The 21,120-nt window shown below is 60.0% G+C and carries 17 protein-coding genes and 1 pseudogene; 10 read left to right on the forward strand and 8 right to left on the reverse strand.

Translation table 11 applies throughout. The annotated features are described in order from the left end of the window. Positions 1-11: 11 nt before the first annotated feature. Positions 12-1,232 carry a peptide antibiotic transporter SbmA gene (gene sbmA / locus ACESQ2_RS01635; RefSeq protein ID WP_373170133.1) on the reverse strand — a complete coding sequence of 407 codons (1,221 nt, stop codon included), beginning with the start codon at positions 1,230-1,232 and terminating at the stop codon, positions 12-14. A 117-nt stretch (positions 1,233-1,349) separates the two neighbouring features. Further along, positions 1,350-1,862, reverse strand: a complete 513-nt coding sequence (locus tag ACESQ2_RS01640; protein ID WP_160741885.1) for a cysteine hydrolase family protein — start codon at positions 1,860-1,862, stop codon at positions 1,350-1,352. 220 nt (positions 1,863-2,082) lie between these two features. Between ACESQ2_RS01640 and ampH the strand changes: the two genes are divergently transcribed. The 4 genes from ampH (at position 2,083) to ACESQ2_RS01660 (ending at position 6,907) form a co-directional block, all read left to right on the forward strand. Further along, the gene (ampH, locus tag ACESQ2_RS01645) at positions 2,083-3,243 is read left to right on the forward strand and encodes a D-alanyl-D-alanine-carboxypeptidase/endopeptidase AmpH (RefSeq protein WP_373170109.1); all 1,161 of its coding nucleotides are present in this window, start codon (positions 2,083-2,085) and stop codon (positions 3,241-3,243) included. A gap of 106 nt (positions 3,244-3,349) precedes the next feature. Further along, entirely contained in the window at positions 3,350-4,324 is a 975-nt protein-coding gene (gene hemB, locus ACESQ2_RS01650; protein ID WP_004848143.1) for a porphobilinogen synthase, read from the forward strand. Positions 4,325-4,536: 212 nt separating this feature from the next. Beyond that, complete coding sequence (locus tag ACESQ2_RS01655) at positions 4,537-5,028, forward strand: transposase (protein ID WP_224260014.1); 492 nt, start codon at positions 4,537-4,539, stop codon at positions 5,026-5,028. Between the two features lie 160 nt (positions 5,029-5,188). Further along, positions 5,189-6,907, forward strand: coding sequence for a lysophospholipid acyltransferase family protein (locus ACESQ2_RS01660; protein ID WP_014228127.1), 1,719 nt, complete (start codon positions 5,189-5,191; stop codon positions 6,905-6,907). Positions 6,908-7,101: 194 nt separating this feature from the next. Here ACESQ2_RS01660 and tauD read toward each other — a convergent pair whose 3' ends face one another. The 4 genes from tauD to tauA are packed head-to-tail and all read right to left on the reverse strand — an operon-like array spanning position 7,102 to position 10,515. Then, on the reverse strand, positions 7,102-7,953 hold the full coding sequence (gene tauD, locus ACESQ2_RS01665) for a taurine dioxygenase (RefSeq protein WP_032694131.1): 852 nt from the start codon (positions 7,951-7,953) through the stop codon (positions 7,102-7,104). Continuing rightward, positions 7,950-8,777 (reverse strand): taurine ABC transporter permease TauC, encoded by an 828-nt coding sequence (gene tauC, locus ACESQ2_RS01670; RefSeq protein ID WP_032694130.1) that lies wholly within the window; start codon positions 8,775-8,777, stop codon positions 7,950-7,952. The genes tauD and tauC overlap by 4 nt, the downstream gene beginning before the upstream one ends. Beyond that, on the reverse strand, positions 8,774-9,541 hold the full coding sequence (gene tauB / locus ACESQ2_RS01675) for a taurine ABC transporter ATP-binding subunit (protein WP_373170134.1): 768 nt from the start codon (positions 9,539-9,541) through the stop codon (positions 8,774-8,776). The genes tauC and tauB overlap by 4 nt, the downstream gene beginning before the upstream one ends. 11 nt (positions 9,542-9,552) lie before the next feature. Further along, positions 9,553-10,515, reverse strand: coding sequence for a taurine ABC transporter substrate-binding protein (tauA, locus tag ACESQ2_RS01680; protein WP_373170110.1), 963 nt, complete (start codon positions 10,513-10,515; stop codon positions 9,553-9,555). Between the two features lie 341 nt (positions 10,516-10,856). Between tauA and ACESQ2_RS01685 the strand changes: the two genes are divergently transcribed. From ACESQ2_RS01685 to fbpC, 6 genes and pseudogenes are all read left to right on the forward strand, one after another. Continuing rightward, positions 10,857-11,486 (forward strand): response regulator transcription factor, encoded by a 630-nt coding sequence (locus ACESQ2_RS01685; RefSeq protein ID WP_014228124.1) that lies wholly within the window; start codon positions 10,857-10,859, stop codon positions 11,484-11,486. Continuing rightward, a complete protein-coding gene (locus ACESQ2_RS01690; RefSeq protein WP_368762420.1) occupies positions 11,486-13,027 on the forward strand; it encodes an MASE1 domain-containing protein in 1,542 nt (513 codons plus the stop codon). Before ACESQ2_RS01685 ends, ACESQ2_RS01690 begins: the two co-directional genes overlap by 1 nt. A gap of 60 nt (positions 13,028-13,087) precedes the next feature. Beyond that, positions 13,088-14,407, forward strand: coding sequence for an MFS transporter family glucose-6-phosphate receptor UhpC (uhpC, locus tag ACESQ2_RS01695; protein WP_373170136.1), 1,320 nt, complete (start codon positions 13,088-13,090; stop codon positions 14,405-14,407). Then, the gene (locus ACESQ2_RS01700) at positions 14,407-15,438 is read left to right on the forward strand and encodes an ABC transporter substrate-binding protein (protein WP_025107206.1); all 1,032 of its coding nucleotides are present in this window, start codon (positions 14,407-14,409) and stop codon (positions 15,436-15,438) included. The genes uhpC and ACESQ2_RS01700 overlap by 1 nt, the downstream gene beginning before the upstream one ends. A 69-nt stretch (positions 15,439-15,507) precedes the next feature. Continuing rightward, positions 15,508-17,586: an iron ABC transporter permease gene (locus tag ACESQ2_RS01705; RefSeq protein ID WP_025107207.1), complete on the forward strand. Its 2,079-nt coding sequence runs from the start codon at positions 15,508-15,510 to the stop codon at positions 17,584-17,586. Positions 17,587-17,597: 11 nt separating this feature from the next. Beyond that, positions 17,598-18,644, forward strand: a pseudogene (gene fbpC, locus ACESQ2_RS01710) (ferric ABC transporter ATP-binding protein). 89 nt (positions 18,645-18,733) lie between these two features. Here fbpC and mmuM read toward each other — a convergent pair. Further along, on the reverse strand, positions 18,734-19,666 hold the full coding sequence (mmuM, locus tag ACESQ2_RS01715) for a homocysteine S-methyltransferase (RefSeq protein WP_046877020.1): 933 nt from the start codon (positions 19,664-19,666) through the stop codon (positions 18,734-18,736). Then, positions 19,653-21,059, reverse strand: coding sequence for an S-methylmethionine permease (mmuP, locus tag ACESQ2_RS01720; RefSeq protein WP_032748168.1), 1,407 nt, complete (start codon positions 21,057-21,059; stop codon positions 19,653-19,655). Before mmuP ends, mmuM begins: the two co-directional genes overlap by 14 nt. Between the last annotated feature and the right edge of the window lie 61 nt (positions 21,060-21,120).

Raw genomic sequence — 21,120 nt, forward strand, 5'->3', positions numbered from 1 at the left:
CCTTGCGTTGATCAACTTAATGTTTGCGTCACGGTCTGCAGCTCTTTGCCATCCAGCTCGCGCTCGAAGCTGCGCAGACGTTTGTAGATAGACATCAGCTCAACCAGTGTAGTCCATGAGCTAATCAGATACTGGAATGAACCGCGGACCTGGCCAAAGACGTTGGTGATCTGGGTCATCAGGCCCAGCGTAATCGTACCGGCAACAATCGACGGAAACAGCAGGAACAAACCGAAAACGTTATCCACCTGCAGATACAGAATACGGGCGATATTGAAATACATGTAGTGGAAATAGAGGCGGAAATAGTTGCGGCGCACGGCGCCAAACAGCTCACGCACCGTCGGCGGCGTCGCGCGGTTGGCGTCATCTTCGCCGTACACCAGCTCTTTACGATAGGCTGCCTCAACGCTCTGGTTTTTGAACTCCAGGCCGGGCAGCTTGATCCCCACCACCGCCAGCAGGCCGGTACCCATTAACGACCAGATGATGGCGGCAATCACCAGGCCGTAAGGCAGGTGGCCGACAATCGGTAAATCCGGGACGTGCGCGGAGAGCGTCACCAGCACCGGCAGGAAGGCGATAAGGGTCATCACCGCGTTAAGGAAGCTGACGCCCATGCTCTCCAGGGTGGAAGCAAAGCGCATGGTATCTTCCTGCACACGCTGCGCGGCGCCTTCGATATGGCGCAGATGCTGCCAGTGCGCCATATAGTGTTCGTTCATGGCGGTACGCCAGCGGAAAACGTAGTGGCTGACGAAGAAGTTGTTCATCACCCCGATGACCACCGCGATAAGCGCGATGCCGAGAAAGATGCCAATCTCCTGATAAAACTGGTTAATGCTGACCTTATGCGGCGTCGCCAGCGCGGCCTGAATAAGATCGTAGAACGGGGCGTACCAGGCGTTTATCGCCACCCCGACCTCGACCAGAAACCAGGTGACGAAAATAATCAGCGAGGTGCCGAGGATCGACCAGTACTGCCAGCGGTGGGGGCTGTAAATAAACCAAAAGAGGGCGAAAACGCCCACGCAGAATACGTAGAACGCGTAGAACACCAGGTAGTTGAGCGACCAAAAGCGCGCCGCGCTAATCGCCACATCCTGAGATGCGCCGGTGACCCGCAGCAGCCAGTCGCCGCCGCCCGCCTGCCAAAAGATCACCGCCAGCAGCGACCAGATAAAGGCAGAAATAAAAAACGGCCCCGGTTTGGGGAAAAAGGATTTAAACATCATGCTCTCCTGCTAACTTCTTTTTCGTTTTGCTGTGCTGTGTACCACAAAGACGCCCGCCGCAAAGCCGTCGCAGCGAAGCAAAGTGGGCGGATGATGAGACCGGATATCAGCAGCTTAGTTCGCCGACCATCCGTTCAGAATTGTTTCTGTCGATTTCACCTGTAAAGGATTGCCCGGAACGGTCAGCGTACGCCACACCTCGTTGTAGTGGGCGATCAGCGTGACGGCCTGCGCCGCCGGGCGGTTGGCTGTGGTATGGGCATCTTCAGCGACGGTAATCGCATAGCCCCGGCTGGCGCCGTTTTTGATGGTGGTATCTACGCAGTAGTCGGTGGCGCAGCCGCAAATCACAAACTGCGTGATGTGATGTTCGCGCAGCACCTCTTCCAGGCGGGTGCGGTAAAAGGCGTCGCAGGCGGTCTTGGTCACGAACAACGCGCCTGCCGGCTGGTGCAGTTCAGGCAGCAAAGCAAAACCTTCGCTCCCCTCTTCCAGACCGCCCTCTTCGCAGTGCTGAATGAAGATAACGGTATCCGCGGCGTTTATCAGGCGGTTAATTTGCGCCGCGCAGCGCTCGCGCTCAATACGCGGCGTCGCGAAAACGCCGTTTTGCATATCCACTACCATCACTACCCGTTTCGCCGCCATCGTCTCTTGCCACCCATGTTTAGCCAAAACGAATATAATACGCGCCCGCAGGCGAAAGCCGCTATCCGAAAGCAAAAAAAGGATTTTTTACGCCAGGTTACGTTTTTCCGCACAGAATGGCGTTATTAGCGCTTTGCTCGGCGGCGCTTCGTAGTATAAATACGCTCTATATTTTTCTTCACCATGATGGATGCCCCCGTTGAAACGTAGTCTGCTCATTTTTGCTGCGCTGTGCGCGGCGTCGTTGACATCGGTCCAGGCCGCGCAGCCAAGCGTCGACCCGGAATTCGCTGCGGATGTTGTCGACCGTTACGCTAACCATATCTACTACGGCAGCGGCGCGATCGGCATGGCGCTGGTGGTTATCGATGGTAACCAGCGCGTATTCCGCAGCTTCGGCGAGACGCGCCCGGGCAATAATGAGCACCCGCAGCTCGATTCGGTGATTCGCATCGCCTCCCTGAGCAAGCTGATGACCAGCGAAATGCTGGTCAAACTTCTCGACCAGGGCGTGGTGAAGCTCAACGATCCGCTGAGCAAATACGCCCCGCCGGGCGCGCGCGTGCCGACATATCAGGGAGCGCCCATTACGCTGGTGAATCTGGCGACCCATACCAGCGCCCTGCCGCGCGAGCAGCCCGGCGGCGCGGCGCATCGTCCGGTGTTCGTCTGGCCGACGCGCCAGCAGCGCTGGAACTGGCTCTCCACGGCAACGTTAAAAGCCGCGCCGGGTTCCCAGGCCGCCTATTCCAATCTGGCGTTCGATTTACTGGCCGATGCGCTCTCTACCGCCGCGGGCAAGCCCTGGCCGCAGCTGTTTGAAGAGCAGATCACCCGTCCGCTGGGGATGAAAGACACCACCTTTACGCCTTCGCCCGATCAGTGCCGACGCCTGATGATCCCGGAGAAAGGGGCCAGCCCGTGCAACAATACGCTGGCGGCCATCGGCAGCGGCGGCGTTTACTCCACGCCTGGCGATATGATGCGCTGGATGCAGCAGTTCCTCTCTTCCGATTTCTTCACCCGCGGGCAGCAGGCGGACCGGATGCAGACGCTCATTTATCAACGCAGCCAGCTGACGAGGGTGATCGGGATGGACGTGCCGGGCAAAGCCGATGCGCTGGGTCTCGGCTGGGTCTACATGAAGCCGAAAAACGGCCAGCCGGGCATTATTCAGAAGACCGGCGGCGGCGGCGGTTTTATCACCTACATGGCGATGAACCCGCAGGCTAACGTCGGCGCCTTCGTGGTAGTCACCCGCTCTTCATTGACGCGTTTCAACAACATGAGCGATGGCGTCAACGAGCTGGTCAGCGAATTAAGCGGCAACCGCCCCGGGATTGAGACCGCCAGCCAGTAACCTGTTGGGATGTTTTGCCGACGATAGATAAGGATCGTTTTGGCGAAACATCCCGCCGCCAATTGAGGTAAACTCGCTTTTTTCATTTCACAAAATCAGGCAAACCATGACAGATTTAATCACTCGCCCGCGCCGACTGCGCAAGTCCGCTTCGCTACGTGCCATGTTTGAAGAGACAACACTGAGTTTGAACGACCTGGTGTTGCCGATCTTTGTTGAAGAAGAAATCGACGATTACAAAGCCATCGAAGCGATGCCCGGCGTGATGCGTATTCCGGAAAGACACCTGGCGCGCGAAATCGAGCGCATTGCCAACGCCGGTATCCGTTCGGTGATGACCTTCGGCATTTCCCATCATACCGATGCCGTTGGCAGCGATACCTGGAACGAAAACGGCCTGGTGGCGCGCATGTCCCGCATCTGTAAAGAGGCGGTGCCGGAGATGATCGTGATGTCCGACACCTGTTTCTGCGAATACACCTCCCACGGCCACTGCGGCGTGCTGTGCGACCACGGTGTCGATAACGATTTAACCCTTACCAACCTCGGTAAGCAGGCGGTGGTCGCCGCTGCCGCAGGCGCGGATTTTATCGCCCCGTCCGCCGCGATGGACGGCCAGGTGCAGGCCATTCGCCAGGCGCTGGACGCCGCCGGATTTACCGATACGGCGATTATGTCCTACTCCACCAAGTTCGCTTCATCGTTCTATGGTCCGTTCCGCGAAGCCGCGGGTACCGCGCTGAAAGGCGATCGTAAAACCTATCAGATGAGCCCGATGAACCGCCGCGAAGCGATTCGCGAATCGCTGCTGGACGAAGCCCAGGGCGCCGACTGCCTGATGGTCAAACCGGCCGGTCCCTATCTCGATATCCTGCGCGATCTGCGCGAGCGCACCAACCTGCCGCTCGGCGCGTACCAGGTGAGCGGTGAATACGCGATGATTAAGTTCGCCGCCCAGGCCGGCGCTATAGATGAAGAGAAAGTGGTGCTGGAAAGCCTCGGCGCAATCAAGCGCGCCGGCGCGGATCTGATCTTCAGCTACTTCGCCCTCGATCTCGCCGAAAAGAAAATCCTGCGTTAATTCGGCTATTACCGTTCCCCGGTCGCGCTACGCTTACCGGGGCTACAAACCTGCTCCGGTAGCCCGGGTAAGGCATCAGCCGCAACCCGGGGAATTCCTCTGCTGCAGAAAGTTGCAAGACTCTTTCCACCATTATCTTTGGATTCTTGCCAGACTGTTACCCCGACTCTATCCTGCCGCTTAAGACGCTATCTTTTGCAAAGGAGCGCTGCATGGTGGCCTACCGTCGTTATTACCTGAAGGGTGGAACCTGGTTTTTTACAGTTAATTTGCGAAACCGAAAAAGCAGACTTCTGACCGAGCACATCGGAACTTTACGTCACGCCACCCTCACCATCAAACGGCGAAAACCCTTTTACATTGATGCATGGGTTATCCTTCCTGAACATCTTCATTGCATCTGGACATTACCCGGAGACGATAGCGATTTCTCCGCCAGATGGCGGGACATAAAAGGTTGCTTTAGCAAAGCATTAAAACAAGAAAATGTCTGGCAACCGCGCTTCTGGGAACATGCAATCCGCGATGAAGAAGACTACCGCCGGCATATCGATTACACCTACATTAATCCTGTAAAACACGGTTGGGTACGACAGGTTTGTGATTGGCCTTTTTCAACCTTTCACCGGGATGTACGGCGCGGGTTATATCCCGATAATTGGGGTGGTGAAATTCACGATTTTTTGTGCGGCGAACGCCAGTAAACCCCCGGTCGCGCTACGCTTACCGGGGCTACGATCTGCTCCGGTAGCCCGGGTAAGGCGCCAGCCGCAACCCGGGGAAATATCCCAAATCTTCACTCAACTGTAATCTGAGCGACATCTGCGCCTTCTACTGTCTGGGCAGGACGGAGGAGGTGCCGCTATGTTTAGTCTCGACAATGTCATCGATGACCTGTGGCCTCAGGCAAAGCCAGCGCTCTGGCAGAAAAAGGTGCTGAAAAAGCTCCTGCATGAGGAAGAGTTTCAGCAGTTTGCCGCGCGTCATCATCACCTGAAAGGACTGGATACGGTCGAACAGGTGCTCGAACATCTTAATATCCGCTGCGCTATCCCGGCGCACGATCTCGAACAAATCCCCGAACATGGCCCGCTGGTCATTATCGCCAACCACCCCACCGGTACGCTTGACGGCCTGGCCCTGCTCTACGCGGTGTCCCGCGTGCGCCGCGACGTCAAAGTGGTCACCAACCGCATGCTGACCCACCTTGAACCGCTGAGTTCGCTGTTTATTCCGGTCGATAATATCAACGGCCGAACCGCCAAAGCGGCGCTGCAGCAGATGGACCAGCAGCTGCAAAACGGCGGCGTGCTGATTTTCTTCCCGGCGGGTGAAGTTTCACGCCTCACCCGGCGCGGTATTCGCGATAAAAAATGGCACTCCGGATTTATTAAGCTGGCGGCGAAATACCGCGCCCCGCTGCTGCCGGCGTGGATCCGCGCGCGCAACAGCGCGCTGTTTTACGCCAGCACGCTGATTTCCGATAGCCTGCCGCTGCTGCTGCTGATGCAGCAAATGTTTCGCCGCCGCAACGGCAGCCTGCCGGTTAATTTCGGCCAACAGATTGCCTGGTCAAGCTGGTTCGATCCTCAGCGCTCTGTTCGCGAGCTGACCGAACGCTGCTATCGCCACCTGGAGCTGCTGGCAAAAGGGCAGCCCGGCGTATTTAAAAGCGAAAGCGCTATTGCCCGACCTGAAGACCGCGCCCTGCTCAAGCGCGAACTGGGCCGGGCGGAAACGCTGGGGCGCACGGCGGATGGCAAAGTGATTTATCTCTGGCAGCGCCGCGGCCAGGAAGATGCGCCGGTGCTGCGCGAACTGGGCCGCCTGCGGGAAATCGCCTTCCGCGCGGTGGGCGAAGGCAGCGGCAAACGTCGCGACGTTGACGGTTACGACGACGACTATCTGCATCTGATTCTGTGGGATGAAGAAGACCTGGAAATCGTCGGCGCTTACCGCTTTATGCCGACCGCGATGCAGCTGGAAAAGCGCGGCCTGAACGGCGTCTATAGCTACAGCCTGTTCCATTACGACGCGCGCATGGACGATATTCTGCAGCACGGGATTGAGCTGGGGCGCAGCTTTATCCAGCCGCGCTACTGGGGCCGCCGCGGACTGGACTACCTGTGGTCCGGCATCGGCGCGTATCTGGCGCGCTATCCGCACTATCGCTATCTGTTCGGCCCGGTGTCGATTTCCGGCGGGCTGCCGCCGTCGGCGCGCGATCTGCTGGTCGCGTTCTATCGACTGTGGTTCCCGGCGACGCATCCGCTGGCGGAGTCGCGCCGCCCTTATCCGGCCTCGCTGCCCGATGTGCTGGCGCAGTTTGGCGGAGAAGATTACAACGACGATCTGGCGCGGCTGAAGTCCCTGCTCGGCAACCTCGGCTGCGCGATCCCGCCGCTGTATAAGCAGTACTCGGAAGTTTGCGAGCCGGGCGGCGTACAGTTTATCGATTTCGGCAGCGACCCGGATTTCAACAACTGCGTGGATGGTCTGGTGCTGGTGGACTTGACCTATCTGAAGGCGAACCGCTATCAGCGCTATATTGGGGTACATCTGGACGCGCAAAAATCGGCATAAAAGCCTTTTCCCGGAGGCGGCGCGTTTATCGTAGGTTGTTTCCCGGCTTGCGGCGCATTGCGCCTTAGCCGGGCTACGGGTTTACCGCTTTCTGCGGAGCGGTAGCCCACAAGGCGCGTTAAGTGCCGCCTCCGGGAAGCAGCGCGCAATACCGCTTCCGCTTTTCTCCGCGGCGCGCGACCGGGCTACAAGCATTACCCCGCCCGATAATAGGGTTTATCCCCGAGAATCGTCGCCCGGTGCATAATGCGCCGCTGCGGCAGGTAATCGGCGTTGGCGTAGTGCTGGGTGACGCGGTTATCCCAAATGGCCACGTCGTTCGGCTGCCAGCGCCAGCGCACCTGAAAGTCCGGTTTAGTAACGTGAGCAAACAGGAAACCGAGCAGTGCCTCGCTCTCTTTCTCCGTGACGTCAACGATGCGGGTGGTAAAGCCCTCATTGACAAACAGCGCCTGCTTCCCGGTCACCGGATGGGTGCGCACCACCGGATGCAGCAGCGGCGGATTTTTCGCGACCGCCTCCAGCCAGCGCTGATGCTCCTCTTCGCTTTTGCGGTATTTGTACTCCTGAAACGATTTGCGAAAATCATGCTCCGCGCGCAGGCCGCTTAACAGCTGGCGCAAAGGCGCGGAGAGCGCCTCATAGGCCGCAATGCCGCTGGTCCACAGGGTATCGCCGCCGGTTGACGGCAGCTCTTTTGCCGCGAGGATCGCCCCGGCGGGCGGCGTCTCAATAAAGGTGACATCGGTGTGCCAGTTGTCGTTATCCGGCGGGTTATCGTCATGGGTATCGAGCACGATAATCTCATCCACGCCGGGCGCGTGCGGATAGACCGGATGAATATGCAGGTCGCCAAAGCGCAGGGCGAGATCCCGCTGCTGCTCGGGAGTGATGTTTTGCTCGCGCAGGAACACCACCTGGTGACGCAGCACCGCATGATACAGCTGCTCAAACTGGTTGTCGCTCAGCGGGCGGGTGATGTCGACCCCGGATACCTGCGCGCCAATATACGGCCCCAGCGGGGTAATGCTTAAACGTTCGCTCATTGTACTTCTCCATGCCAGGGCGTCAGGCGACGCTGCAGCGCGCGCAGCCCCAGTTCCAGTAAAAAGGCGATGATGGCAATCACCGCGATCCCGGCCAGCACCACGTCAGTGGCGAGGAACTCACCGGCGGACTGCACCATAAAACCTAACCCGCGGGTGGCGGCAATCAGCTCCGCGGCCACCAGCGTCGACCAGCCCACGCCGAGCCCAATGCGCAGGCCGGTGAGGATCTCCGGCAGCGCGCCGGGCAGGATCACCAGCCACAGCACCTGCGCCCGGCTGGCCCCTAAAGATTGCGCGGCGCGAATGCGCACCTGCTGAGCGCTCTTAACCCCTGCCAGCGCCGACATCGCCACCGGCGCGAATATCGCCAGGTAGATCAGCAGGATCTTCGAGGTCTCGCCGATGCCGAACCAGATCACCATCAGCGGTAAATAGGCCAGCGGCGGCACCGGGCGATAAAGCTCGATCAGCGGGTCGAGGATCCCGCGTACCGTGGGGCTCAGCCCCATGGCGATCCCCACCGGCACGCCGAGCAGTACCGCCGCCAGCAGCGCGATAACGATACGCGTCAGGCTCGCCGCCAGGTGCTGCCAGAGGGTGGCGTCCATAAAACCCTGCGGACCGGCAATAGTGATAAGTTTCTGCAATACCTGTCCCGGGGGCGGCAGAAACAGCGGACTAATCAGCTGCAGGGCGGCAACGGCCCACCAGATAGCCAGCAGTACCGCCAGGGTCGCCACGCTCAGGCTGAGCTGACGCGAGAGCGGCCAGCGCCACTTCAGCCCCCGCTGACGCGGTTTGTCATTGATGACCACGCTCATGAGAAAGCCTCCCGTTGTTCAAATACCCGGCTGAGGACGTATTCGCGCTGTTCGATAAACCGCGGGTCCGATTTAATGCTGCGGCAGGATTCACCGGCGACGAAGCGGCGGCCAAAATCGAGCGGCAGCCGTTCGAGCACCCGGCCCGGCCCCGGCGAGAGTAGTACCAGTTCGGTGGCCATAAACACCGCCTCTTCGATATCGTGGGTAATCAGCAGCACCTTCTTACCGGTCTCGTGCCACAGGCTGAGCAACAGGGTTTGCATCTGCTCGCGGGTAAAGGCATCCAGCGCGCCAAACGGCTCGTCGAGCAGCAGCAGCTGCGGGTTGGCCGCCAGCGCGCGGGCAATGCCTACCCGCTGACGCTGGCCGCCGGAGAGCTGCCAGATAAAGCGCTTTTCCGCCCCTTCGAGGCCCACTTTTTTTAGCATCTGCGCGGCGGTTGCCCGGCGCTGCGTTTTGTCGACCCCGGCCAGCTGCAGCCCGAGCGCAACGTTATCCTGCACGTTGCGCCACGGCAGCAGCCCTTCGTGCTGAAACACTACGCCGCGATCGGCGCCCGGCCCTTCAACCCGCTGGCCTTCAAGGGTGATGCTGCCGTGCTGATAAGGCACGAATCCGGCAATCAGGTTCAGCAGCGTGGTTTTACCGCAGCCGGAGGGCCCCAGGACCACCAGCAGTTCGCCGCTGTCCAGCGTCAGGTTGATATCCGCCAGCGCCGGTTTACCGCCGTAACCGGCGGAAAGATGCGAGATTTGCAGCATCATGACCTCCTTTACTTCACAAAACGGTCGGTGACGTACTGGCTGTAGTCGCTACCGGCGGCGGGCACTTTGCCCTGCTCTTTAAGGAATTTAGCGGTGTCGATGATGGCTTTATTCACCGGCCCGTTCAGCTCCTGCGCCTGCTGGGCGGCGGTCAGGTAGGTATTGCCTTTCACCAGCCCCGGGACGTCGGCTTCCGGTACGCCGCTTAAGCGCGCCAGCTTGCTGATGTTCTCCGGCTGCTTCAGCCACTCATCCGGGTTGGCGATATAGGGCTGCTGCGCGTCAATGGCGCTTTTGGCGAAGGCTTTGACGATGTCAGGATGCTTTTCGGCAAAGTCTTTGCGTACCACCCACACGTCCAGCGTCGGCGCGCCCCACTCCCCCACCTGCGACGAGTCGGTGAGAACCGTGCCGTCTTTTTCCAGCGCGTTAACCGCCGGCGCCCAGACGTAGGCGCCGTCAATGTCGCCACGCTGCCAGGCGGCAATAATCGCCGGCGGCTGCAGGTTGAGGATCTGCACCTGCCCCGGTTTAATCCCCCAGTGCTTCAGCACCGACAGCAGGCTGTAGTGGGTGGTAGAGATAAATGGCACGGCGATGCGTTTGCCGATCAGGTCCTGCGGTTTGGTGATGCTCTTCTTCACTACCAGCGCTTCGGAGTTACCGAGCTTTGAGGCCAGCAGAAAGACTTCAATCGGCACCTGCTGGGTGGCGGCGACCGCCAGCGGGCTGGAGCCGAGGTTGCCGATCTGCACGTCGCCGGAAGCCAGCGCCCGCACGATGCTCGCGCCGCTGTCAAACTTGCGCCAGTCGACGGTCGCCCCGCTCGCTTTGGCGAAGGTGTTGTCCGCCTGGGCGACTTTCGCCGGCTCGGCGGAGGTCTGATACGCCACGGTAACGTTGACCGCCTGGGCCTGGAACGCCGCGAGCGCCAGCGCGGCAATGAGTGTGATACGCGATTTAAGTGCCATAGTGTCTGCTTCCCATAGTTGTTATGGGTGCAGTATTTCCGGCGCGATGCGTTTGATGAAGTAATTAAAAATTCTTGCTAAGAACAAAGCGTTTTTAGAAAAAAAACGGCAATGCTTATACACAAAATCATTCATGCTGCATCGAGGCGGCAAGGTTGTTCGTCCCCGGGAGCTGACATAAGTCAGTGACCGGGGCGGGCAAACGAAGCCAACAAAGAGGCAGCTTGAAGGATGAAGTGTATTGCGATTTTGTTACATTCATTGCATAACTGCGCCTGATTGATTGCCAGCGCAGCGGCGGCAGGCATCATAGAACCATGATGCGCTGAGAGAGAAGAAACATGATTCGAGTCGTGCTGGTCGATGACCATGTGGTGGTGCGTTCAGGCTTTGCGCAGTTACTCAGCCTCGAAGAAGATCTCGAGGTGGTTGGCCAGTTCAGCCGCGCGGCGGAAGCCTGGCCGGCGCTGCTGCGCGACGACGTCGACGTGGCGGTCATGGATATCGCCATGCCGGATGAGAACGGCCTGAGCCTGCTAAAGCGCCTGCGCGCGCAAAAGCCGCAGTTCCGCGCCATTATTCTCAGCATTTACGACACCCCCACCTTCGTGCAGAGCGCGCTCGATGCCGGCGCCAGCGGCTATCTGACCAAACGCTGCGGCCCGGAAGAGTTGGTCCAGGCGGTGCGTTCCGTCGGTATGGGCGGACACTACCTGTGCGCCGATGCGCTGCGGGCGCTGCGCGGCGGAGAGCAACCGGCGCAGGTGCTGGAAGTGCTCACCCCGCGTGAACGCGAAGTCTTTGATTTGCTGGTTAAAGGCGACAGCGTCAAGGAGATCGCCTTTAAGCTCGAGCTCAGCCACAAAACGGTTCACGTCCATCGCGCCAACGTGCTGGGCAAACTACAGTGTCACAGCACCATTGATCTGGTCCATTTCGCCCTCGACCACCAGCTGCTGGCGGGTCATTAATGTCGCGCAGCCTTCGCCACAGCGTCATCTCGCTGTTCATCGTGCTGGCCTGGGGAAGCGGCTGGCTGATGCTGTGGACGCTCGGGTTTTACCTGACCCATAACGGCCAGCAGGCGGCGCTGTTCCTGCCGCACGGCGTCTATCTGGCGCTGCTGATCCTGCTTTCGCGCCGCTACTGGCCCGCGCTGGTGCTGCCTCCGGTGCTGATGCTGCTCTGGCTGCACGGCGAACAGCTGCTGAACGGCTATATTCTGCTGGCCGCGCCGTTGATAGGCCTGCTTCCCGCCGGCATCGCCCAACAGTTCTGGCACCGCTTTCCCCTTTACTGGCAGCGGCTGACGCTACTGCTGGCCACGGTCACCGCCAGCGCGCTGCTCAACACCGCGCTGCTCTCGACGTTTGTGAAAAGCCCGGCGATGATGCTCGGCCTGGCCTCGTTTACCGGCGGGGTGCTGCTGACGCCGTTTGTCTATCTGATTTTTGAATTCCTGCGCCAGCAGCACCGCTACCATCTGCTGGGACTGGATACCAATAATCCACCGCTGCGCACCTCGCTGATCATCTGGTGCAGCCTGTTCTTTATCATCGGCATAGGCACCCAGATGGTACTGTCGCCGGAAATCGAGCGCCTGCTGTTAATTGTGGTGTTTCTGCCCAACGTGGTGATGGCGTGGAAGTTCGGCTGGCAGGGCGGCGTCCTTTCCGGCCTGCTGGGCAGCATGATGATCACCATCGCCCGCCAGGTTGGCGTTGGATTCAGCAACCTGGTGGAGCTGGAGATTTTTCTGGCCACCCAGGCGCTGCTCGGCATCGGGCTGGGCATTGCCATCAGCCGCCAGCAGCACCTGGCGCAAAACCTGCACCACTACCGCCAGCGACTGGAAGCGGAGCTGGCGGCCCGGCGGGCGCTGGCCGAAAAGCTGATCCATACCGAAGAGGATACGCGCAAAAGCCTGGCGCGCGAGCTGCACGACGAAATCGGCCAGAATATTACCGCCATTCAGATCCAGTCGCAGCTGGTGAAGCGGGCGCGCGATCCGGTGCAAACCCAGGCCGCCGCCAGCCAGATTAACGATCTCGCCCGGCGTATTCACCACTCCACCCGCCAGCTGCTGCGCCAGCTGCGCCCGCCGGCCCTCGATGAGCTGTCGTTTAAAGAGGCGCTGCACCATTTGCTCAATGAGTTTGCCTTTGCCGAGCGCGGTATCCGCTGCCGCTTTGACTACCGGCTCACCGCCACGCCGGAGAGCGAAACGGTGCGCTTCACCCTCTATCGGCTGCTGCAGGAGCTGCTTAATAACGTCTGTAAGCACGCCGACGCCAGCGAGGTCGCCATTGCCCTGTATCAGCAGGGGACGCTGCTGCGCCTGGAGGTGAAGGACAACGGTATCGGCATCAGCCCCGACAAAATGGCCGGCTTCGGCATTCAGGGCATGCGTGAGCGGGTCAGCGCCCTGGGCGGAGAGCTGACGCTGGAGTCGCAGCGCGGCACACGCGTAATTGTTAACTTGCCCACAAATTTGCAACAAACAGCCGGCTAACCAGGAAAAAGTCTTAGTCACTCCGGACTTTCTCTCATCCCCTTTCGATTTCACTTTCATATAGTCAGCAAAACGGAGACGGCTATGCGCTCAGCAACCGACATTAATCAACGTTACAGGACGCTGCGTCCGCAGCTGCTGATGTACATGGTCATCGGGTATGCGGCGTTTTACCTGACGCGCAAAAGCGTCAACTACGTTCTGCCGGCGCTGCAAACGGATCTGGGCCTGGATAAAGGCGATATCGGCCTGCTGGGGTCGCTGTTTTACCTGACCTACGGCCTGTCGAAGTTTACCGCCGGGCTGTGGCACGACAGCCACGGGCAGCGCTCGTTTATGGGCGCGGGACTGTTCGCCACCGGTCTGCTGAACGTGGTTTTCGCCTTCGGCGAGTCGCTGACGCTGCTGCTGGCGGTCTGGACGCTGAACGGATTTTTTCAGGGCTGGGGCTGGCCTCCCTGCGCCCGCCTGCTAACCCACTGGTACTCGCGCAACGAACGCGGCTTCTGGTGGGGCTGCTGGAATATGTCGATCAACATCGGCGGGGCGATTATCCCGCTGATTAGCGCCTTTGCCGCCCACTGGTGGGGCTGGCAGGCGGCGATGCTGGCACCGGGGATGATCAGCATGGCATCAGGCATCTGGTTAACGCTGCACCTGAAAGGAACGCCCCGCGAAGAGGGATTGCCGTCGGTGGGCGCCTGGCGTAACGACCCGCTGGAGCTGCGCCAGGAGCGGCAAAGCCCGCCGATGGGGCTGTGGCAGATGCTGCGCACCACGATGCTGAAGAACCCGATGATCTGGCTGCTGGGCGTCTCTTATGTGCTGGTCTACCTGATCCGCATCGCGCTCAACGACTGGGGCAACATCTGGCTGACGGAGAGCCACGGCGTCAACCTGCTCAGCGCCAACGCCACGGTGATGCTGTTTGAAGCGGGCGGCCTGCTCGGCGCGCTGTTCGCCGGATGGGGTTCGGATCTGCTGTTCAGCGGCCAGCGGGCGCCGATGATTTTACTGTTCACGCTGGGGCTGATGGTCTCCGTCGCCGCGCTCTGGCTGGCGCCGGTACACCACTACGCGCTGCTGGCGGTTTGTTTCTTTACGGTGGGCTTCTTCGTTTTTGGCCCGCAAATGCTGATTGGCCTCGCGGCGGTGGAATGCGGACACAAAGCGGCGGCGGGGTCAATCAGCGGATTTCTCGGCCTGTTCGCCTATCTGGGGGCAGCGCTGGCGGGCTGGCCTCTGTCGCTGGTCATTGAACGCTACGGCTGGTCGGGGATGTTCAGTTTACTCTCGGTCGCCGCAGTTCTGATGGGTTTATTGCTGATGCCGCTGCTGATGGCGAGCATTACTACCTCTGCTGCTCAAAGGATAAAATAATGAAAAAAACGCTGGTCACTACCCTGATTGCTTCCGGCATTGCGCTGGCGACGTTAAGCGGCGCGGCGCACGCCAAAGGTCGTCTGGTGGTCTATTGCAGCGCCACCAACGAAATGTGTGAGGCGGAAACTAAAGCCTTCGGCGAAAAATATGACGTAAAAACCTCGTTTATTCGCAACGGCTCCGGCAGCACGCTGGCGAAGGTCGATGCCGAGAAGAAAAACCCGCAGGCGGATGTCTGGTACGGCGGCACCCTCGACCCGCAGTCCCAGGCCGGCGAAATGGGCCTGCTGCAGCCCTATAAATCGCCGAATCTTACGCAGGTGATGGAGCAGTTCCGCGATCCGGCGAAGCTGAAAGGCAACTACTCCTCGGCGGTGTACGTCGGCATTCTCGGCTTCGGCGTGAACACCCAGCGCCTGAAAGAGAAAAACCTGCCGGTGCCAAAATGCTGGAAGGATCTGACCAAACCGGAATACAAAGGCGAAATCCAGATTGCCGACCCGCAGAGCTCCGGCACCGCCTACACCGCGCTGGCGACCTTCGCCCAGCTGTGGGGAGACGATCAGGCTTTCGATTATCTCAAACAGCTCAACGCTAACGTCTCCCAGTACACGAAATCCGGTATCGCCCCGGCGCGCAACGCCGCCCGCGGTGAAACGGCCATCGGCATCGGCTTCCTGCACGACTATTCGCTGGAAAAAGAACAGGGCGCGCCGCTGGAGCTGATCTCGCCGTGCGAAGGCACCGGCTACGAAATTGGCGGCGTGAGCATTCTGAAGGGCGCGCGCAACCTCGACAACGCCAAACTTTTCGTCGACTGGGTGCTGTCGAAAGAGGCCCAGGAGCTGGCGTGGAAGAAAGGCAAGTCCTATCAGATCCTGACCAACACCAGCGCCGAAACTTCGCCGAACTCGCTGAAGCTCGACGACCTGAAGCTTATCAACTACGACATGGATAAATACGGCTCAACGGACGTGCGTAAAGCGCTCATCAATAAATGGGTTAGCGAAGTGAAGATGGGTAAATAAGCCCGCACTGCGTTCATTTGCCGGGTGGCGGCATCCACGCCCTACCCGGCCTACGACACCGGAAAACTTATGTCACACACACTTGCACTCCATCCCGTGAAAAAGCGGGATGCGATATTCCTTTGGGTTTTATTCGGCTGGCTGGCGTTCGCCCTGCTGCCGAGCTGGAGCCTGGATTACGGTCTGCTGGAGTCCACGCAAGATGAAATTCTCGCGGCCTACGGCTGGTCACAGTTCAATATCAGCTGGCTGTGGTATCTCCTGCCGAGCCTGCTGCTGATTCGTCCATGGCAGGAAGCCAGCCGGGAGCAGCGCAGCCGCCACTACCTCGACGCCGGCTGGGCGCTCCTCTGTATGGCGTTTATCGTCGTCAGCGCCACCGTGGAAGGCCGCGGGTTAGGCTACGCCACCCTCGTGCTGTTTGTCGCGCTGGGCGCCATCATGACCCTGGCGCTCACCCGCCTGGAATGGCTGGGCGGCGACCGCTTTGTGATTGGTTCGCTGGTCACCATCGTGGCGTTAATCGGCGTCTTTATCGTCTGGCCGAGCATCGCCATTTTCATCCCGATGTTCACCAACGACGCCGGCGAGTTTGCCCCGCTGGCGTTTATGGCCGTGCTGTCGCAGGCGCATATCGTCCAGGTGATCCTCAACTCCATCGCCCTGTCGATTGCGGTCGGCATCGGCTGCACCTTCTTTGGCCTGGTGCTGGCGATTTACACCACCCGCATCGCCAAGCGCAGCGCGATTATTGGCCGCATTTTCTCGATTCTGCCGATCGTCACCCCGCCGTTTGTCGTCGGCCTCGGCGTTACCCTGATGATGGGCCGTTCCGGCTACGTCACCGAGCTGATGGTCGACTGGTTCGGCTTAACCAACACCAACTGGCTGTACGGGTTTACCGGCATCTGGCTGGCGCAGGTGCTGGCGTTCACTCCGATGGCGTTTATGATCCTCGACGGCGCGATTAAAACCATTCATCCGTCGCTGGAGGAGGCGTCGTACACCCTGCGCGCCAGCCGCTGGCAGACCTTTAACGGCGTCTTCGTCCCGCTGCTGAAACCGGCGCTGGCGAACGCGTTTTTAATTGTCATCGTCCAGTCGCTGGCCGACTTCAGCAACCCGCTGGTGCTCGGCGGCAACTTCGACGTGCTGGCGACGCAAATCTACTTCTATATCACCGGTTCGCAGCTCGATTATCAGGCCGCCAGTACCCTGGGCGCGTTCCTGCTGCTGTTCTCGCTGCTGGTGTTCTGCATTCAGTATATGTGGATCGGCAAGCGCTCGTACGTCACGGTTTCCGGTAAGTCCTATCGCGGCGACGTGCAGCCGCTGCCGGTGACCCTGGTGTGGAGCGTGATCGCCATTCTGGCGGTGTGGATCGCCTTCAACGCCCTGCTCTACGGCAGCATTTTCTACGGCAGCTTTACCGTTAACTGGGGCGTGGACTACACCCTGACGCTGGATAACTTTATCAAGCTGTTCGGCCAGGGGATGAGCGACGGCGCCTGGCCTTCGCTGCTCGATACCCTGCTCTACGCCGGGATCGCCGCGCCGATCACCGCCGCCTTCGGCCTGCTGATCGCCTGGATCGTGGTGCGTCAGCAGTTTAAAGGCAAAAAGACCATCGAGTTCACCACCATGCTGTGCTTCGCGGTACCGGGCACCGTGGCGGGCGTCTCCTATATTCTCGCCTTTAACAGCGCGCCGGTGTACCTCACCGGAACGGCGGCGATTGTGATTATCTCGATGGTGATGCGTAACGTGCCGGTGGGCATCCGGGCGGGCATTGCCGGTTTAGGCCAGATCGACAAATCGCTGGACGAAGCGTCGCTCAGCCTGCGCGCGGGTTCCCTGCGCACCATTACGCACATCCTGCTGCCGCTGCTGCGCCCGGCGATCCTCTCGGCGCTGATCTACAGCTTTGTGCGCGCCATTACCACCGTCAGCGCCATTGTGTTCCTCGTGACGCCGGACACCCGCGTCGCTACCGCCTATATCCTCAACCGGGTGGAAGACGGCGAATACGGCGTGGCGATCGCCTACGGATCGATTCTGATCGTAGTGATGCTGGCGATTATTTTTATCTTTGACTGGCTGATCGGGGAAGCGCGTATCTCCCGGTCAAAAGCCAAAAACCAGGCGTAATGGAGCGCACTATGAGTCAGAAAAATTTTGTTGAACTGCGCAACGTCACCAAGCGATTCGGCAGCAACACGGTTATCGACAATATCAATCTCACCATCCCGCAGGGGCAAATGGTGACCCTGCTCGGCCCTTCCGGCTGAGGTAAGACCACCATTCTGCGCCTGGTCGCCGGGCTGGAAAAACCGAGCGAAGGGCAGATTTTCATCGATGGCGAAGACGTGACCCATCGCTCCATTCAGCAGCGCGACATCTGTATGGTGTTTCAGTCTTACGCCCTGTTTCCGCATATGTCGCTGGGGGACAACGTCGGCTACGGTCTGAAGATGCTCGGCGCGTCGCGCAGCGACGTGAAAGCGCGGGTGAAGGAGGCGCTGGCGATGGTGGATCTGGAGGGCTTCGAAGACCGCTATGTCGATCAGATCTCCGGCGGCCAGCAGCAGCGCGTGGCGCTGGCGCGTGCCCTGATCCTCAAGCCAAAGGTGCTGCTGTTTGATGAGCCCTTAAGCAACCTCGACGCCAACCTGCGGCGCAGCATGCGCGATAAGATCCGCGAACTGCAAAAGCAGTTTGATATCACCTCGCTGTACGTGACCCACGATCAGAGTGAAGCCTTTGCGGTTTCCGATACCGTGCTGGTGATGAATAAGGGGCATATCATGCAGATCGGCTCGCCGCAGGATCTTTACCGCCAGCCCGCGTCGCGCTTTATGGCGAGCTTTATGGGCGATGCCAACCTGTTCCCGGCCGCCTTCAGCGAAGGATTCGTCGATATTTATGGCTATCGTCTGCCGAGGCCGCTGCATTTTGCCGCCCACGGCGAGGGCAGCGTCGGCGTCCGCCCGGAGGCGATCACCCTGAGCGATCGCGGCGAGGAGAGCCAGCGCTGCACGATCCGTCACGTGGCCTATATGGGGCCGCAGTACGAGGTGACGGTGGAGTGGCACGGGCAGGAAATTTTGCTGCAGGTGAACGCGACGCGACTGCAGCCGGACGTCGGCGAGCATTACTATCTCGAAATCCACCCGTACGGGATGTTTGTGTTAGCGGATGCCGGATGATTGATGCCGGGTAGCGCTTACGCTTACCCGGCCTACGATTCGTGCACGTTGTCGGCCGGGTAAGGCATCAGCCGCCACCCGGCGCAAACTCAACGCCGGGCGTTCAGTTCGGCAATATCCTTCGGCGTCGTGCGGCAGCAGCCGCCAATCAGCTTCGCCCCCGCCGCCAGCCACTGGGGTAAATATTCCGCCAGCGTTGCACAGGCTTCGCCGTGGTGATGCCAGGTCTTGGATACCGCGTCATAGTGCTCCCCGGAGTTAGGATAAACCACCAGCGGCAGAGCCGTCAGGCTATGCAGATGCGCCAGCGCGGCGGTGGTGTTCTCCAGTGCGATACAGTTAATGCCCAACGCCACCACCTGCGGATAGTTTGCCAGCACACCAACCACTTCCCGCAGCGGCGTGCCGTCGCTGAGATGCTGCGCATCGCGCAGGGTAAACGAGAACCACGCCCGCGCGCGCGGATAGGCGGTCAGCAGCTGCGCCAGCGCCTTCATCTCGGCGAAATTCGGCATCGTTTCGCAGGCCAGCAGATCGGCCCCGGCGTCGAGCAGCGCTTCCACGCGCGGACGATGAAACGCCTGAAATTCCTCACGGCTGCGGACATAATCGCCGCGATACTCCGAACCGTCCGCCAGGAAGGCGCCGTACGGCCCGACCGAACCGGCAACCAGCAGCGCGCCCGCCTGCGGGTTTTCCGCCAGATACGCCTCCCGCGCCTTGCGGGCCAGCTCAACGCTTTTGCCGATCAGCGCTTTCGACTGCGCTTCATCGAGGCCGCGGGCGGCAAAGCCCGCCGGCGTCGCCTGATAGCTGGCGGTGATCGCCACCTGCGCGCCGGCGCGGAAATAGTCGAGGTGAACTTCGCGGATAAGCTCCGGGTTGTCGACCAGCACTTTCGCCGACCACAGGCTGTCGGCAAGATTGCAGCCGCGCGCTTCCAGCTCCGTCGCCATCGCGCCGTCCAGCAGGATAAAGGGCTTTGCGTCAAGGAGGGCGGTTAACGGATTATTCTGCGACATGTTGAGGCTCCTGGGTGAGTTTCCGTGAACGAGTCAGATAATACGCACCATAACACAGTGCCACGAACGGGATCCCGCACCACAGCGCAATCCTCTGACTCGGGTCAAACGCCAGACCCACGCAGGCCACCAGGCAAAGCACAAATCCCAGCGCCGGCACCAGCGGATACCACGGCGCGCGGTAGTGCAGTTCGCTTAGCGCCTTCCCCTGCTGCAGATGGCGACGGCGGAACATAAAGTGCGAGGCGCAGATGCTCAGCCATACCGCCACCACCGCGAAGCCGGAAATCGCCGACAGCGCGACAAACACCGTATCCGGGGCCACGACGCTGGAGAAGAGCGCCAGCACGCCGCCAAGCATGCTGACCGAAATCGCCGTCAGCGGCACGCCGTTCTTGGTTAATTTAGTAAAACAGGCCGGCAGCGTTTTTTCATTGGAGAGCGACCACAGCATCCGCCCGGAGGCGTAGAGGCCAGAGTTGGCCGCCGATAGAATCGCCGTCAGGATCACAAAGTTAAAGATATCCGCCGCGTAAGGGATCCCCACCTTTTCGAACACCAGCACAAACGGGCTTTTCTCGACTCCCGCCTGCTGCATCGGGATCAGCGCCGCCAGCACGAAGACGGTGCCGATAAAAAAGATAATCAGCCGGGCGATGGTGGTGCGAATGGCCACCGGAATGACTTTGTGCGGATTCTCCGTTTCCCCCGCCGCGATGCCGATAAGTTCGGTGCCGGAGAAAGCGAAGTTAACCGCCACCATGGTCATCAGGATCGGCAGACCGCCGTGCGGGAACCAGCCTTCGGCGGTGATATTGCGCAGCCCCGGCGCCGGGGAGCCATCCTGCATCGGAATGATGCCGAAGATCGCCGCCCCGCCGAGAATAATAAAGGCAATAATGGTGACCACCTTCACCAGCGAGAACCAGAATTCACCTTCGGCAAAGAAGCGGGTGGAGATAACGTTGAGGGCGAAAATCACCGCGCAGAACACCACGCACCAGACCCATACCGGCACCTGCGGGAACCAGTACTGCATGCAGAATCCGGCGGCGGTGAAGCTTGAGCCAAGCGCGACGGTCCAGGTTAGCCAGTAGAGCCAGGCGACGGTGTACCCGGTCGCCGGGCCGAGATAGCGGGCGGCGTAGACGTGAAACGCCCCGGTTTCCGGCATCGCCACCGAGAGTTCGCCCAGACACTGCATCACCAGCCAGACCACCAGCGCGCCAATCAGATAGGCCAGCAGCGTACCCGCAGCTCCGGTGGTGGAGATGATATAGCCGGTATTAAAAAATAGCCCTGTGCCAATAACGCCACCCAGCGACAGCATAATCAGGTGGCGGGTCTTCATGGTGCGCTTAAGCTGCCCACCTTGTTGTTGTGTTGTTTGCATTTGACCTCATGGGCGTATAGACATCTAAACATCCAGATAAGAGATTCCTTATACCGCGACC

Origin of the sequence: Klebsiella sp. Q11, from assembly GCF_964241505.1 — a bacterium.
Lineage (GTDB): Bacteria > Pseudomonadota > Gammaproteobacteria > Enterobacterales > Enterobacteriaceae > Klebsiella > Klebsiella michiganensis.